We start from the raw sequence: 16,478 nt of genomic DNA on the forward strand, positions 1-16,478 counted from the left end.
GTGATTTGTAATCGTAATTATTTCGTTTTAGTAAACCCTATGCTATATTGTTTGTAAGCAACATTGTTGCATAAACTTTACAAAATGATATATTCGATATACAAGTTCAATAAAGTAAAAATCTCATCATAGATATAATCAATACAATCATCAATAATTCTTAACCTGATTTAAGGAACTGTAATGATTGGTTTAAAAGTAACGATAAAGTCTATAAACAAATTCATTGCATAGTTTAAAGTGTTTGCGTATAGTCTTTATGGAATAGAGGTGTAAATAATAAATGTTTAAATTCAATGAAGATGAAGAAAAATTGAAGTGTTCTTTCTGTGGTAAGGACCAAGATCAAGTTAAGAAACTTGTGGCAGGCAGCGGTGTCTACATTTGTAACGAATGTATCGAATTATGTTCTGAAATCGTAGAAGAAGAACTTGCCCAAAATGCTACAGAAGAATTTACAGATTTACCAACTCCGAAAGAAATTATGGATCAACTAAATAACTATGTCATTGGTCAAGAGAAAGCGAAAAAATCATTATCAGTGGCGGTATACAACCATTACAAACGTATCCAACAATTAGGGCCTAAAGATGATGAAGTAGAATTACAAAAAAGTAACGTCGCTTTAATCGGACCAACTGGTAGCGGTAAAACATTACTTGCACAAACATTAGCGAAAACGTTGAACGTGCCATTTGCGATTGCAGATGCGACAAGTTTAACTGAAGCTGGTTATGTAGGTGAAGACGTAGAAAATATCTTACTACGTTTAATCCAAGCAGCTGATTTCGATATCGATAAAGCTGAAAAAGGTATTATTTACGTGGATGAAATCGATAAGATTGCACGTAAATCTGAAAATACTTCAATTACCCGTGATGTTTCTGGTGAAGGTGTACAACAAGCATTGCTTAAAATCTTAGAAGGTACAACTGCTAGTGTACCGCCGCAAGGTGGACGTAAGCATCCTAACCAAGAATTCATCCAAATCGACACGACTAATATCTTATTCATCTTAGGCGGTGCCTTTGACGGAATCGATGATGTTATCAAACGCCGTTTAGGTGAAAAAGTGATTGGATTTGCTAGTAATGAAGCTGCAAAATATGACGAAAGTGCATTGCTAGAACACATCCGTCCTGAGGACTTGCAATCTTACGGATTGATTCCTGAATTTATCGGACGTATTCCAATCGTAGCGAACTTAGAAACATTAGATATTTCAGCATTGAAAAATATCTTAACACAACCTAAGAACGCTTTAGTAAAACAATACAAGAAAATGCTTGAGCTTGATCATGTAGAACTTGAATTTACAGAAGAAGCCTTATCAGCAATTGCTGAAAAAGCAATCGAACGTAAAACAGGTGCACGAGGTTTACGCTCAATTATCGAAGAATCATTAATTGAAATCATGTATGATATCCCATCTACTGAAGAAGTAGCAAAAGTGGTTATCACTGAAAATACAATTAATAACGAGTCTACGCCTGAATTATATGGCGAAGACGGTAATGAAGTTAACTTAGAAAAAACTTCTGCATAATCGTATTGCATATTGCATTCTCAGCACTGATTAGGTGCTGAGAATGCTTTTTTTATACTTTTCTTTCGAAATCGTTGCACTTTCGAATTTGTTATCTGATATAATGAAACGCGAATCAATCTATAAAGGATAGAAAAGAGGTCGAAAATGGATATCAACCCGAATAATATAGAACTATTGATCAGTGCAGTAAAACCTGAACAGTATCCAGAATCAGGACTGGATGAGGTTGCTTTAAGCGGACGCTCTAATGTAGGGAAGTCCACATTTATCAATAGTATGATTGGCCGTAAAAATATGGCCAGAACATCACAGCAACCTGGTAAAACACAAACACTTAACTTTTATGATATCGATAACCAATTAATCTTTGTCGATGTGCCTGGATACGGCTATGCGAAAGTCAGCAAAAAACAAAGAGAACAATTCGGTAAAATGATTGAAAAGTACATTACTCAGCGTGAACAGCTGAAGCTTGTGATTCAATTAATCGATATCAGACATGCGCCGACAGAAGATGACGTGTTAATGTACGATTTCTTAAAGTACTATGATTTGCCTGTCTTAATCATTGCGACAAAGCAAGATAAAATTGCTAAAGGCAAAATTCAAAAACATCTTAAAGTAATCAGAGAAAAATTAGAGATGGAAAGTGAAGATACGATTATCAGTTACTCTTCCATTAACAATAAAAACCAGCAAGTCATTTGGAATGCGATAGAGCAATATTTATAATCGTTCTAATGTAGCAGTCAAAAGTGTCATGAAAGTGCAATCACAATCTATGTATACAAAAAGCACAGCAAGCGTTATAGCACTTGTGTCTAAAATATGAATGGATTTTACATTGATTCTTAAATTTGACGAATTTTTGACTGAACAAATGCTAGATTAGAATATTTCTAAATAAACCGGCTTGATGACTTTAAGGTTATAATTTGTGTGTTATAATGTAGGTATTGTCAATAGTATGGAGGGCGTTATAAATGCATATAATTGCGATAAGCATCAACCATCGTACCGCTGATGTAGCACTGAGAGAAAAAGTTGCTTTCAAAGCTGATGCCATACATGAATCGCATATTGATTTGTTTGAAACAAAATCAATATTAGAAAATGTAATATTGTCTACGTGCAACCGCACAGAAGTATACGCTGTTACGGATCAAATCCACACAGGCCGTTATTACATTCAGCGCTTCTTAGCTCGTAAATTCGGTTTGGAAGTAGATGAAATCAAGGCAATGTCAGAAGCGTTGGTTGGAGACGAAGCTGTAGAACACTTATTTAATGTAACATCTGGATTAGACTCGATTGTGTTAGGGGAAACACAAATCTTAGGTCAAATGAGAGATGCGTTCTTTACAGCACAAGAAGTAGGTACAACAGGTACGATATTTAATCATTTATTTAAACAAGCAATCACATTCGCTAAACGTGCACACAACGAAACAGATATCGCAGATAATGCGGTAAGTGTTTCTTATGCGGCCGTTGAACTTGCTAAAAAAGTATTCGGCAACTTGAAATCACAGCATGCGGTGATTATCGGTGCAGGCGAAATGAGCGAATTGTCATTGTTAAATCTGTTAGGTTCTGGAATTGAGAAAGTTACAGTTGTTAACAGAACTGCTGAACGCGCACGCGATTTAGCAGATAAGCATCAAGTAGATTATGCACAATTAGACGAACTAGAATCATTATTAGTCAATGCTGATATTGTAATCAGTTCAACAAGTGCATCAGAATATATTATTACTCAAAGCATGATGGAAACTGTTACACGTCAACGCAAACAAGAACCGATGGTATTAATTGATATCGCAGTGCCGAGAGATATTGATCCAGCTATTGAGTCAGACATGAATGTGTTCAGTTACGATATCGATGATCTTAAAGGTTTAGTAGATGCCAACTTGCGTGAAAGAGAAGCAGCAGCAGCTCAAATTGCTGATCAAATTCCGCAAGAAATTGCCTCACACAATGATTGGGTGAACATGCTGGGCGTTGTTCCAGTTATCAGAGCATTGCGTGAAAAAGCAATGAATATCCAGCAAGAAACAATGGATAGTATTGATCGTAAATTACCTGATTTAAGCGAACGTGAACGCAAAGTAATCTCAAAACATACTAAGAGTATCATTAACCAAATGCTGAAAGATCCGATTAAACAAGCGAAAGAATTGAGTAATGATAAAAATAGCAGTGAAAAATTAGAGCTGTTCCAAAACATCTTTGATATTGAGGCTGAAAGCGAGTATGAAAAGAGCGTCGCAAAGAAAGAACGCAAACTCTCAGCACGACAAATCTTAGGTTTTGAATAAGCAGCCATAGTATGGTGATAATATGCAAGATATGTTTTTCGTGCGTTTCCATGAAGTAACTTTGCTGATTTATTTACTCAGTATTTCTTGCTATTTTTATGATTTTTTTAAAAAGAATCATAAAATTAGAACGTTAGGGTTTTACACACTAGGGATTGTTTGGGTATTGCAAACAATCTCTTTGTCTTTATATATCAATATGGCAAAAGCAGTTCCGTTAGGATCAGTTTTTGATGTGTTTTATTTTTTAAACTGGCTGATTTTATCATTTTCTATTGTAATCAGTGTAGTAAAGCACTTGGAGTTTTCTATATTTTTGTTCAATGCAATAGGGTTTATTGTCATGGCGATTCACACATTCAGACCGAATGAAACGTTTATTCAAAAAGCAGAATTTAACGTAAACCATGAGTTATTAATCATTCATGTCTCATTGGCTATCGTCAGTTATGCTTTCTTTTCATTAGCGTTTGTGAATGCTGCTTTATACGTATTGCAGTATCGCAACCTTAAACAAAAGCATTTTGACCAAAAATATTTTAGAATAGGTAGTGTAAACACCTTAGAAAAGATGACTTTCTATTCGACTATCATTGGTTTTACTTTGCTGGTCATTGGTGTCATCCTTGGAGCACAATGGGGTTTTCAGACAATAGGTTATAATATCTTATTGGACCCTAAAGTGATATCTTCAATTATAGTAATGGTGTGCTATGTGATATATATTCTTATTCGCACTAAAAAATGGGTAAGCCCTATAAATCAAGTATTGTTTAATATGCTGATTTATATGTTCAGTATGTTTAACTTAATATTCGTTTCGCATTTCCCGAACTTTTTTGGGTAATGACAACCTTTAAGCAGAGGAGGAAGTTGACGTGCGCAAGCTTGTCGTTGGTTCAAGAAGAAGTAAGCTCGCATTGACGCAAAGCCGTCAATTTATTGAAAAGTTAAAAGAGGTACAACCAGATTTAGATATTGAAATAAAGGAAATTGTCACAAAAGGTGACCAAATCGTGGATAGACAATTATCTAAAGTAGGCGGAAAAGGTTTGTTCGTCAAAGAAATTCAACAAGCTTTATTCGACCATGAAATTGATTTTGCCATCCATTCTTTAAAGGATGTACCAAGTGAGTTGCCGGAAGGATTAACACTCGGCTGTGTTCCTGACAGAGAAATTCCTTTTGATGCATTTATTTCAAAAAATCATGTACAGCTCCAAGATTTGCCGGACGGCAGTATTGTAGGAACAAGTTCATTAAGACGCGGAGCACAAATATTAGCAAAATATCCTAATTTAGAAATCAAATGGATCCGAGGTAATATTGATACGCGTCTGCATAAACTAGAAACAGAAGACTATGATGCGATTATATTAGCAGCTGCAGGATTGCGCAGAATGGGATGGTCTGACGATATCGTAACGCAATATCTTGAACAAGATATGCTGATTCCAGCTATCGGCCAAGGCGCATTAGGTATTGAGTGCCGCAGCGATGATGATGAATTATTAGAATTATTGACGAAAGTGCACAATCAAAGTGTAGCTGAATGTGTAACGGCAGAGCGTACATTCTTAAAAGAAATGAACGGCAGCTGCCAAGTGCCGATCGGCGGTTATGCGACAGTCGGCGATAATGGTCAGCTTTCATTCACTGGTTTAATAATGTCTCCAGACGGCAAACAACGCTTCGAACATTCTGTGACAGGCCAAAATCCAGTGGAATTAGGCAAAGAAGTCAGTGATGTTTTGAAAAAACAAGGCGCTGATAAAATTATTGAAGCATTAAATGAGGAAGAGTAGTCTATAATACGGAGATGAATTCTTATGCCATCATCAGTCATAATGACACAAACGAGTTCTATTCATGATACAAGCAATGATTTGATTCATTTGCCATTCATACAAATCCAACCATTGTCATTTGATGAAAGCTTACTCACTCATCACTATCATTGGATTATCTTTTCATCAAAGAATGCAGTTCGGTATTTTTTACCTTATTTAGATCAAGTAAAGTATGATAAAGTTGCGGTAATTGGTGAAAAAACCCGACGTTTTTGCGGTTTGCATGATATTTTTGTCGACTTTTGTCCTGACGATTACTCTCAAGAAGGCTTTTTAGCAGCGTTCTCTTTCAATCAAGATGAAACTATTTTTATCCCAAGCAGTGCTGCTGCTCGTCCTTTGCTGGAAAACGAACTTGCACAACGAGGTGCCAAAGTGACAAAAGTCGACTTATATCGACCGGTTCAGCATAAAGCTAACATTGAAAAAGCGATTCAATTATTACGTATGCATCAGGCAGAAGGCATTGCATTTGCCAGTTCTTCTTCTGCGGGTAATTTTTTTAATACTTTAAAGCAAAAGCATTTGAAATTATCATTTTCATGTTATGCTATCGGCCAACCTACTTATGACACGATTCATAAGTACGGATACGATGCATATATCGCAAAAATACAAACAATCGACGGTTTAATCAATACAATTAAAGAAAGTAGGAATCATAAATGAGTTTTGACAGACACAGAAGATTACGTGTAAATGAATCTATGCGTAGTCTTGTTAGAGAAAATCACGTAAGAAAAGAAGATTTGATTTATCCTATCTTTGTAGTGGAAAGAGATGACGTTAAAGAAGAAATTCCTTCCATGCCTGGTATTTATCAAATCAGCTTAAATCGATTAGATGAAGAGCTAAAAGAAGCGTATGATTTAGGAATACGAGCAGTGATGTTCTTTGGTGTCCCAAACGAAAAAGATGCGGTTGGAACAGGTGCTTATGCACATGAAGGTATCATTCAAAAAGCAACATGCAAATCTAAACAGCTTTATCCGGATATGCTTGTATTAGCAGATACTTGCTTATGCGAATACACGGATCACGGCCATTGCGGTTTAATCGATGATCATACACATGACGTTGATAACGATAAAACATTGCCTTTATTGGTTAAAACAGCTATATCGCAAGTTGAAGCAGGGGCTGACATTATCGCACCAAGCAATATGATGGACGGTTTCGTTGCTGAAATCCGTAAAGGTTTAGATGACGCTGGTTACTACAATATTCCAATCATGAGTTATGGTATTAAATACGCATCTAGTTTCTACGGTCCATTCCGTGATGCAGCAGAATCAACACCATCATTCGGTGACAGAAAAACTTATCAAATGGATCCTTCAAACAGAAGAGAAGCTTTGCTTGAATTAGAAAGCGACTTAAAAGAAGGTGCTGACATGATGATTGTCAAACCAGCACTTAGTTTCTTAGATATCATCAGAGATGTTAGAGAAAGAACGAATGTTCCAGTTATTGCTTATAATGTCAGCGGTGAATACAGCATGACAAAAGCAGCAGCACTTCAAGGTTGGATTGATGAAGAAAAAATCGTAATGGAACAAATGATTTCTATGAAACGTGCAGGCGCAGATATGATTATTACGTATTTCTCAAAAGATATTTGCCGTTACTTAGATAATAAGGAGGACGAATAAATGGGTTACGAAAAATCGATTGAAGCATTTAAGAAAGCAGAACAATTAATGCCTGGCGGTGTCAACAGTCCAGTACGTGCATTTAAATCTGTTGATACGCCAGCTATCTTTATGGATCATGGGAAAGGCTCTAAGATCTATGACATTGATGGTAATGAGTATATAGACTATGTATTAAGCTGGGGGCCTTTAATCCTTGGACATGAAAACAAGCAAGTAATCGACAGTTTGCATAAAGCGGTTGATAAAGGTACAAGTTTCGGTGCTTCAACACTCGAAGAAATCAAGTTAGCTGAACTTGTGGTTGACCGTGTACCTTCAATCGAAAAAGTAAGAATGGTGTCTTCTGGTACAGAAGCAACACAAGATACAATTCGATTAGCAAGAGGTTACACTGGCAGAGATAAAATCGTTAAATTTGAAGGTTGTTACCATGGCCACAGTGATTCACTGCTTATCAAAGCAGGATCAGGTGTCGCAACTTTAGGTTTGCCTGATTCTCCTGGTGTACCTGAAGGCACAGCTAAAAGCACAATTACAGTGCCATACAATGATTTAGATGCGATAAAACAAGCATTTGAAATGTATGGAGACGATATTGCAGGTGTGATTGTTGAACCAGTAGCTGGTAATATGGGTGTAGTTCCGCCAGTTGAAGGCTTCTTGCAAGGCTTAAGAGATATCACAAATGAATATGGTTCATTGCTTATCTTTGACGAAGTCATGACAGGATTCAGAGTCGGTTATAACTGTGCACAAGGCTACTTCGATGTGATGCCAGATTTAACTTGCTTAGGTAAAGTGATCGGCGGCGGTTTACCTGTAGGTGCTTTCGGCGGTAAAGCAGAGATTATGGATAAAATTGCACCGGTAGGTTCTATTTATCAAGCTGGTACACTATCAGGCAACCCATTAGCAATGACAAGCGGTTATGAAACATTAAGCCAATTAACACCAGAAAGCTACGATTACTTCAACGAACTTGGCGATATTTTAGAAGAAGGCTTGAAAAAAGTAGCAGCAAAACACAATGTACCTATGACGGTTAACCGTGCGGGTTCTATGATTGGTTACTTCCTTAATGAAGGACCAGTGACAAACTTTAAACAAGCTAATGCCAGCGACTTGAAACTCTTCTCAGAAATGTATCGTGAAATGGCGAAAGAAGGCGTCTTCTTACCACCATCTCAATTCGAAGGTACATTCTTGTCTACAGCACATACTAAAGAAGATATTGAAAAAACAATCGAAGCATTCGATAAAGCATTTGAAAGAGTCGCAAAATAATTATTAGATTAAGTAAATAAAATGATTTTGAGAGTGAAATGTCTGCAAAGATATTTCACTCTCTTTTTCATCATTTCAGTATGAAAAACGCTATGAAAACGGCTCCAAATCAATTCCTAACGTTTTCGTATCAAGCGTGTTATGATAAATATAATGGATAAGAAGTGGGATAAAGGTAGTGATAAAATATGAATAAAAAATTGCGTAATAATATTATTGTATTATTGATGGCAATTGTTATCAGTCTGATCTTATCAGCAATGCATATCATGCTACCATTTATGTTTGGTCCCATAATTGCGAGTATCATATGCATACGCTTGTTTAAAATGGAAATTGAATGGCCATTTTGGATAAGTCAAATAGGTTTGATTTTGTTAGGGGTACAAATCGGATCTACCTTTACACGTACTGTAGTGAATGACATTACAAATAATTGGTTCTCAATTATTTTAGTAACTGTGCTGCTATTGGTTATGGCAATCTTAATTGCTTATTTCTTCAAAAAGATAGCGAAAGTTAATAATGAAACAGCATTATTGAGTGTCATTCCAGGGGCTTTGAGTCAAATGCTGATTATGGCTGAAGAAGACAAACGTGCTAATATTTTAGTGGTGAGTTTAACACAAACTTCGAGAATTATTTTCGTTGTGATTTTGATTCCGATGTTATCTTACTTTATGTCCAGCGGAAGCGAAGATGTTCATGCCAGCAAGCTCATGAAACTCAAACCTTTGAGTGAAGTATTAAATATATGGCAAGTATTGTTTATTATTTTGGCTATCGCTGTAGTGTACTTTATCATGGGTAAAATCAATTTCCCGACAAGACAATTATTAGCGGCAATTGTTGTTTTAATCGCATGGAACATGCTGACAAATGCGACATTCACTTTAGATAACTATTTGATTGCGGCAGCGCAAATTGCTTATATGATTCGAATCGGTATTCAAATTTCTAAATTGCTGAATGACTTGAAAGGCCGCGTCGCAGTCGCAATTATCATTCAGAATGTGCTTTTAATTCTACTTGCGGCTGTGATGGTTTACGTTGTTTCGATTTTCAACCATATGCCGTTAAATGACTTATTCTTAGGTGCTGCACCAGGCGGTATGAGTCAAATTGTTCTGGTTGCTATGGAAACTCACGCTGATGTAGCGATTATATCGAGTTTCCATATCTTTAGAATTTTCTTCATATTATTCTTAGTTGCACCAATAATTAAGTATTTCTTAAGCTATACAGGACGCAAATTGAATAAGTAAGTACACAAAGAAAACCGCCATTTCGGCGGTTTTTTTAAGTGCGCTCGGCATGATTAGCAACTTGATGGTGAAAGTCCATTACAGGCTTGGCAGTAGGAACTGTTAGCGAAAGACAAGGGTGTCCATCGCGAGGTGGAATCTGAAGGAAGTCGGACGCAAACACTCGCATTGACGAATAGAAACATCAAATCAAGGCTTATGCGAACGGATGAGTTTGCTTAACAAAACAAAGTCCGATACTGCCCGAATTCGTATGAGTAAATGATGCAATGACATGAGTGGAAAGTGGTTAATCTTACCCGAGGAGGTCTCATAAGCGATTCTTCGAATCGTAGTAACAACGAATTATGAGAAGTCAGCAGAAGTCATAGTAGGGAAAATGTACCGAAGGACTGAACAATATTAAATACAAAGTAAAGAATGGAGGTTATAGATTTACGAAGTACCGAAAACAATGCAAATTGGCAGTCTGTGGAAGATAAGTAGTGGAACGAAAAAGATAAGCAGATGTGTACAGTAAATCTTAGTTGATATGAAAGAAATGTATCGTGAGACTCCATCACTGATGGAACTTGTTGTAAGAAAGAACAACATAGAGAAAGCAATCAAGAAAGTTGTTAAAAATAATGGCTCTCCTGGAATCGATGGGATGAAGGTTAAAGAGTTACATGCTCACTTCAGAGAATTCTATCCACAGATAAAAGGAAAACTGCTTAACGGTACGTATAAACCGCAAGCAGTTAAGAAAGTAGCCATTCCAAAACCGAATGGCAAAAAGAGAATTCTTGGAATTCCCGTCGCAAGGGATAGAGTTATCCAACAAGCAATCAAACAAGTAATCGAACCGATGATAAATCGCCAGTTTTCGAAACATAGTCATGGGTTTAGACCAAATCATAGTACAGGTACTGCATTAAAACAATGTATCCAATACTATGAGGAGGGTTATCACACAGTCGTAGACTGTGACTTAAAACAATGTTTTGACACGTTGAACCATGACAAATTGATGTACTTGTTTGAACGCTTTATACAAGATAAAGCTATCTCTAAATTTATCCGCAAAAGTTTACAAAGCGGGTCTGCAGACCTGTCTGGCGAATACGCAGAAAGAAAGACAGGCGCCCCTCAAGGTGTACTGCACCCCAAAAGTTGAACCTACAAAATTCAACTTTTGGGGTGTTTAATTATGAATAAAAGTTATAGTTTAGATTTCAAACTTAAAATATTACAAGAATACAAAAGCGGGCAAATTGGTTATGGTTCATTAGCTAAAAAGTACAATATTCATCATTCTTATATCGAAAGATGGATCTATCAGTACGATACCTTCGGTATTCAAGGTCTTACTTTTGGTATGACAAAAAGAAAATATTCAAAAGAAGAAAAATGTGAAATCATAGAATACCGATTGGAACATCATTTATCGTATAAAGAAACTGCGAAAATATTTAATATTCCTAACCCTTCCTTAATTGCTCAATGGCAGAAGAAATTTAATGAGTATGGTATTCTTGGCTTAAAACCAAAACCGAAAGGTCGTGTGTCCAAAGCCATGAAAAATAAGAAGAGTGAACCGTCTAACCAACCATTAAACGAAACTGAAAGAGAAGAACTTGAAAGACTACGTTATGAAAATAAATTGTTGGAAATCCAAATTGAACTCGAAAAAAAGTTACAATCCTTAGCTCGAAAAAATCAAACAAAGAAATAGTTTCAGCTATTATTGAGTTAAGGAAAGAGAAAGATTATCAGCTGAATCATATTCTAAAAGTAGCCAATATAGCTAAAAGCAGCTATCATTATTGGAAAAACAATTTAGGTTTAAAAGAGTATAAGGATGCACCTCTGCTGAAGTTGATTAAAGAAATTATCGAAAAAAATCATGAACGTGTTGGTTATCGTAGAATTACTTTAGAGCTTCATGCAATGGGGATTATAGTTAATCATAAGAAAGTTTTAAGAATAACAAGAGAAAATAAACTTTTATGCACAAAGTTTAACCATAGAAGCAGAAACTATAAATCATATAAAGGAAGCACTGGAAAAGTCGCTAAAAATATACTAAATCGAAGATTTGTATCAGATAGACCTTATCAAAAATTATTAACAGATATTACTCAATTCAATATTAAGAATACAAATACAAAGCTTTATTTGTCACCTGTTTTAGATGTATTTTCAAAAGAAATCATCGCTTATTCTATTAGTAGGCACCCAAATTTAGAATGTGCTTTGTCATCTTTAAATCAGGCTATTAAAAATATACCTGAATTAAATTATCGAACTACAGTACATTCTGATCAAGGTTGGCACTACCAGCATAAAGCTTGGGTAAAAGCGCTCAAAGACAATCATATATTTCAAAGTATGTCGCGTAAAGGGAACTGTTATGATAATTCTCCAATGGAGAATTTCTTTGGCCTATTAAAACAAGAGATGTTTTATGGAGAAGAATTTAATTCTTATGAAGAGTTGGAATTAGAAATACACAAATATATCAATTACTATAATAACGTAAGAAGAAAAGTAAATTTAAAAGGCAAGACTCCTGTTGAATACAGAAATCTTGCCTTAGGAAAATAGCTTAATCAAAAAGTTCAACTTTTTGGGTTCACTACAAGGTGGGGTTATATCTCCCTTGTTGTGTAATATCTATTTGCATGAGCTGGATAAAGAATTAGAGAAGCGCGGACATCGTTTTGTGAGATACGCAGATGACTTCGTCATCTTTGTTAAATCAAAACGTGCCGGACAACGTGTTATGGAGAGTATCACAAACTTTATCGAAAAGGACCTGAAATTAACAGTGAATAAAGATAAAAGTAAGGTAGGCTCTCCCACACGTTTAAAGTTCTTGAGTTGTCTGATAACGAAAATAAATGGCACTTGTCGTTTCAGACCCACTATGGAAGCAAAAAGAAATTTAAAAGCCAAATTAAAGTGGGTCACAAGAAGAAATAGACCTGGCACATTTACTGAAATTATAACAGAAATCAACGCGATTACTAGAGGTTGGATAAACTATTTTGGAAGAGGTTTTGTTAAAGGATTTATCCGCGAAATGCAAGAGTGGTTGAACCATCGAATCAGACAACTTATTTTAAAGCGATGGAAGAAGGTCAAAACAAAATACAAAATGCTTCGAAAATACGGATTAGACCACAATGGTGCCATGCGTATTGCGAACTCAAGAAAGAAGTATTGGAGGCTTTCCAAAACGCATGAGGTTCATCATGCGCTTACAACAAATAGACTCTACAAGTGGGGTCTAGTACCACTAGCCCGACTCGCAGAGTCTGCTTACGCAAGATATTGAACCGCCGTGTACGGAACCGTACGCACGGTGGTGTGAGAGGACGAGTATTCAATTAATGATTACTCTCCTACTCGATTGTATTAATGCGTTTGTCCTAATGCAATATTTTCGTCGCGATTGTCTGGTGACAAGACTTCAATTGCGGCTGTAAGTCCCTTAACAATCGTGCTGAGTGCCATAGAAGGGGTATTAGGTTTAGAGATAACTTGCTCTGGAATAAACGGTACATGAATAAATCCGAATTGAATATAAGGGAAGGTTGTCGCATGCAAATAGCCTAATTGATATAAAATATGATTACATACAAAGGTACCTGCAGTATTCGATAATGAAGCCGGAACATCTGCATCTTTAATGGCTTGTGTTATACGTTTGACCGGCATATTAGAAAAGTAGGCGGGTGCACCGTCTGCTTGAATGGTCTCATCAATCGGTTGATTGCCTTCATTATCAGCAATTCTTGCATCATCGATATTAATGCCGATTCGTTCTGGTGTAAGTTCAAAATGGCCGCCGGCTTGTCCTACAGCAAGTACTGCATCATAATGTTCAATCTTAAGCTGTTGTTTAATGACGTCTAATGATTTGTGGAATACAGTTGGAATTTCTAATTTTGTAATTGTATGTTCGCCGATAGTCTCAGGCAATAATTTAACAGCTTCAAGCGCTGGATTTGTTTCTTCTTTACCAAATGGATCAAATGCAGTTACAAGTATATTCATATTATCGTCTCCTTTATATTAAAATGCCCAAAAGTACATTAAAGCAATATGGACTATGATTAAGATAAATGCTACGGGAATTTGTGCTTTAATCACACTGAATTCGCTTTTCATTTCTAGTAAAGCAACGGGTAGTGTATTGAAGTTTGCGGCCATAGGTGTTAACAAAGTACCGCAAAAACCGCCAGTCATTGCAAGTGCACCTGCTATTGCAGGATCTGCACCTTGTGCAATCACAAATGGAATACCGATACTGGCTGTAATAACAGTGAAAGCTGCGAAAGCATTACCCATCAGCATAGTAAACAGTACCATGCCTATAATATACGCAGCAGCACCGATAAGGTGATTGCCTTCAGGCAAGAAACCGGAAATACTATTTGAAATCACTTTGCCTACGCCGCTGACAGTAAATAAGACACCTAATGCGGCTAAGAATTGGGGTAAAATACCGACAGTTCCGACTTGTTGTGTCAGACGGTCGCTGTCATATAAGATATATTGGACTTTAGGTTGAATTACTACGTAGGCAGCAATTAAGCCTACGATTGAAGCGATACCTAAACCGATAGCACCGCCTAAAGGTGTCCAATTTGAGATGATCACCGCAACAACAGCTAAGACAACGGCCGGCCAAAAGAGTTTGTTTCCATAACGTTTTGCGCCTGTTTCGCCTTGCTTTTCTGTGACATCTACAATATTTTTGATTGCGACTTGTTTAAAGAGTGTCAATACACCCATTAACAAGATAATAGCGCCGTTTACAACATTCGGCAGATAAGGGCCAAAAATAAATGTAATCGCAAGCAGCGTCCAAAATAGAGCAGTTCCTATACGTTTTGTTTTATCTTTATCTTTTAATACACGATAAGCGGTATAAAGTAATTGAATACCGATTAAAATATAAAAGCATTCAAGGATGGTATCAAGTGTGTGCTGACTCATGACTGATCCTCCTTGTGCTGATATTTTCTAGCCAAGTATCGATCAAGCATAATATTCTTAATGCCCACAATGATTAAAGTAATAATTGCTATCGGTACAGAAGCAATGGCAAGATTGACTGCGTTGACTTTAATATCTAAAGAATTAAAAGTACCGACCATTAGTAGGACACCAGCAGCGCCCACAAAAAGGTTCTGCCCAAAGAAATTGCCATAATTTTCCATGGCAGATGCTTCTGCTTTTATTTTTTCGACATCTTTTTTGTCTATTTGTTCAGGTTTGAGTCGATATTTCGTTGCGAGTGCACCTTGTACCATAGGATTAATCAACGGACGTACAAATTGAGGGTGTCCGCCGATACGTATTGAAGCTAAACCTGCCAATTCACGTATCAGCAAATACAGTGATAATAACCTCCCGCTGGTCATGGATTTGATTTTTCCTATTAATACTGTGGATTGTTTCTTAAGCCCGAAACGTTCAATCAAACCCACCATAGGCAAAGTTAATAGGAAAAGGGAAACCAAGCGGTTATCGATAAATGCTTTGCCGAGTACATCTAATATTTCAAAGAAATGCATACCAGACACAAGTCCGGTCACGATAGCTGCAGCTAATATGACTGCTATCGTATCAAATTTTAATAGGAATCCGATAATAATTACCAAGATACCTATTAATTTCAACCATTCCATACAATTCCTCCTTCAAAAAATAATATAAATGTCATTTTAGCATAAATTAGAAGTAATTTTTAGATAATTCCAAATATTATAAATAAAAGTAAGAACAAAAATTGTTCCTACTTTTGAGACGGCTTAAATGGACAGCCGATTAAATGCGCATCATATAAACCTGCAGCTTCTAAAAAAGAAAACATAGTTACAGGACCCATAAACTTAAATCCGTATTGTTTTAAAGCTTTCGACATCTTTTTTGCTCTTTCATCAACTGTAATACGATCTTTTGGTGTTTTGTATTTTAAATCGATAGGGTGATAATCAACGAAGGACCAAAGAAAATCACTGAAGCTGCCGTGTTCTTTTTCAATTGCTATATAACCTTTGGCTTGGCTTACTATCACTTCTAATTTTTTTCTGTAATGGACAATGTTCGGAAATCCCATCAGTGCATCGATATCTTTTTCTGTCATTTGTGCTATTTTATATGGGTCGAATTGATAAAAGGCTTCTCGGTAGGCAGAACGTTTCTTTAATATCGTCAGCCATGATAAACCTGCATGCTGCGACTCTAATGCCATTAATTCAAAAAGCTTTTGGCTATCATATAAAGGTTGTCCCCATTCTTTGTCATGATATTCAATATAAAGGGAATCAGTTGTCCCAAAGGCACATTCATTCACAAAATTTCACTCCATCCGCATTGACTTATTTTAGAGTTCTATTATACTATAAATTAGTAGTGAATATAGAAATCGGGAAGAGTAAGCAGTTTTTAATTTCAAAGAGAGTGTATGGTCGCTGAAAATACATAATTATTGCTGTCGAAGGTAGCCCGCTTAGTTCTTTAACTGAACCTATAGTAAGTTAAAGCGTGTTTGAGCGTTA

At 36.3% G+C, this 16,478-nt stretch carries 15 protein-coding genes, 2 pseudogenes and 1 other annotated feature (1 of these 18 cut by a window edge); of the genes and pseudogenes, 13 read left to right on the forward strand and 4 right to left on the reverse strand.

Annotation, left to right across the window (positions count from 1 at the left end):
• The first annotated feature begins 283 nt into the window (after positions 1-283).
• The 13 genes and pseudogenes from clpX to MUA90_RS06705 form a co-directional block, all read left to right on the forward strand.
• Positions 284-1,546, forward strand: a complete 1,263-nt coding sequence (clpX, locus tag MUA90_RS06645; protein WP_262588760.1) for an ATP-dependent Clp protease ATP-binding subunit ClpX — start codon at positions 284-286, stop codon at positions 1,544-1,546.
• Between the two features lie 147 nt (positions 1,547-1,693).
• Complete coding sequence (yihA, locus tag MUA90_RS06650; protein WP_262588761.1) at positions 1,694-2,281, forward strand: ribosome biogenesis GTP-binding protein YihA/YsxC; 588 nt, start codon at positions 1,694-1,696, stop codon at positions 2,279-2,281.
• Between the two features lie 251 nt (positions 2,282-2,532).
• Positions 2,533-3,870 carry a glutamyl-tRNA reductase gene (gene hemA, locus MUA90_RS06655; RefSeq protein WP_262588762.1) on the forward strand — a complete coding sequence of 446 codons (1,338 nt, stop codon included), beginning with the start codon at positions 2,533-2,535 and terminating at the stop codon, positions 3,868-3,870.
• 22 nt (positions 3,871-3,892) lie between these two features.
• Positions 3,893-4,717, forward strand: a complete 825-nt coding sequence (locus MUA90_RS06660) for a cytochrome C assembly family protein (protein ID WP_262588763.1) — start codon at positions 3,893-3,895, stop codon at positions 4,715-4,717.
• 31 nt (positions 4,718-4,748) lie between these two features.
• Complete coding sequence (gene hemC / locus MUA90_RS06665) at positions 4,749-5,675, forward strand: hydroxymethylbilane synthase (RefSeq protein WP_262588764.1); 927 nt, start codon at positions 4,749-4,751, stop codon at positions 5,673-5,675.
• A 24-nt stretch (positions 5,676-5,699) separates the two neighbouring features.
• Positions 5,700-6,389 (forward strand): uroporphyrinogen-III synthase, encoded by a 690-nt coding sequence (locus MUA90_RS06670; RefSeq protein ID WP_262588765.1) that lies wholly within the window; start codon positions 5,700-5,702, stop codon positions 6,387-6,389.
• The gene (gene hemB / locus MUA90_RS06675; protein ID WP_262588766.1) at positions 6,386-7,372 is read left to right on the forward strand and encodes a porphobilinogen synthase; all 987 of its coding nucleotides are present in this window, start codon (positions 6,386-6,388) and stop codon (positions 7,370-7,372) included. Before MUA90_RS06670 ends, hemB begins: the two co-directional genes overlap by 4 nt.
• Complete coding sequence (gene hemL, locus MUA90_RS06680; protein ID WP_262588767.1) at positions 7,373-8,659, forward strand: glutamate-1-semialdehyde 2,1-aminomutase; 1,287 nt, start codon at positions 7,373-7,375, stop codon at positions 8,657-8,659.
• Positions 8,660-8,847: 188 nt separating this feature from the next.
• Positions 8,848-9,924 carry an AbrB family transcriptional regulator gene (locus tag MUA90_RS06685; protein WP_262585855.1) on the forward strand — a complete coding sequence of 359 codons (1,077 nt, stop codon included), beginning with the start codon at positions 8,848-8,850 and terminating at the stop codon, positions 9,922-9,924.
• Between the two features lie 541 nt (positions 9,925-10,465).
• A pseudogene (locus tag MUA90_RS06690) lies at positions 10,466-11,059 on the forward strand (reverse transcriptase domain-containing protein); the annotation flags it as partial.
• Between the two features lie 54 nt (positions 11,060-11,113).
• On the forward strand, positions 11,114-11,638 hold the full coding sequence (locus MUA90_RS06695) for a transposase (RefSeq protein WP_262585858.1): 525 nt from the start codon (positions 11,114-11,116) through the stop codon (positions 11,636-11,638).
• Between the two features lie 41 nt (positions 11,639-11,679).
• Positions 11,680-12,510 (forward strand): IS3 family transposase, encoded by an 831-nt coding sequence (locus MUA90_RS06700; RefSeq protein ID WP_262588806.1) that lies wholly within the window; start codon positions 11,680-11,682, stop codon positions 12,508-12,510.
• Positions 12,511-12,532: 22 nt separating this feature from the next.
• Positions 12,533-13,243 (forward strand): annotated as a pseudogene (locus MUA90_RS06705) (reverse transcriptase domain-containing protein); the annotation flags it as partial.
• 80 nt (positions 13,244-13,323) lie between these two features.
• On the opposite strand, the gene pcp reads toward MUA90_RS06705, so the two are convergent.
• From pcp to MUA90_RS06725, 4 genes are all read right to left on the reverse strand, one after another.
• Positions 13,324-13,965 (reverse strand): pyroglutamyl-peptidase I, encoded by a 642-nt coding sequence (gene pcp / locus MUA90_RS06710; protein WP_262585862.1) that lies wholly within the window; start codon positions 13,963-13,965, stop codon positions 13,324-13,326.
• A gap of 18 nt (positions 13,966-13,983) precedes the next feature.
• Positions 13,984-14,910, reverse strand: a complete 927-nt coding sequence (locus MUA90_RS06715) for a DUF979 domain-containing protein (protein ID WP_262585863.1) — start codon at positions 14,908-14,910, stop codon at positions 13,984-13,986.
• A complete protein-coding gene (locus MUA90_RS06720) occupies positions 14,907-15,605 on the reverse strand; it encodes a DUF969 domain-containing protein (protein ID WP_262585865.1) in 699 nt (232 codons plus the stop codon). Before MUA90_RS06720 ends, MUA90_RS06715 begins: the two co-directional genes overlap by 4 nt.
• 107 nt (positions 15,606-15,712) lie before the next feature.
• Positions 15,713-16,273, reverse strand: a complete 561-nt coding sequence (locus MUA90_RS06725) for a DNA-3-methyladenine glycosylase I (protein ID WP_262585867.1) — start codon at positions 16,271-16,273, stop codon at positions 15,713-15,715.
• 59 nt (positions 16,274-16,332) lie between these two features.
• Positions 16,333-16,478: a binding site (T-box leader), on the forward strand; it runs 70 nt beyond the window's last position.

It is taken from the genome of Staphylococcus sp. IVB6181 (assembly GCF_025561445.1).
GTDB lineage: Bacteria > Bacillota > Bacilli > Staphylococcales > Staphylococcaceae > Staphylococcus > Staphylococcus simulans_B.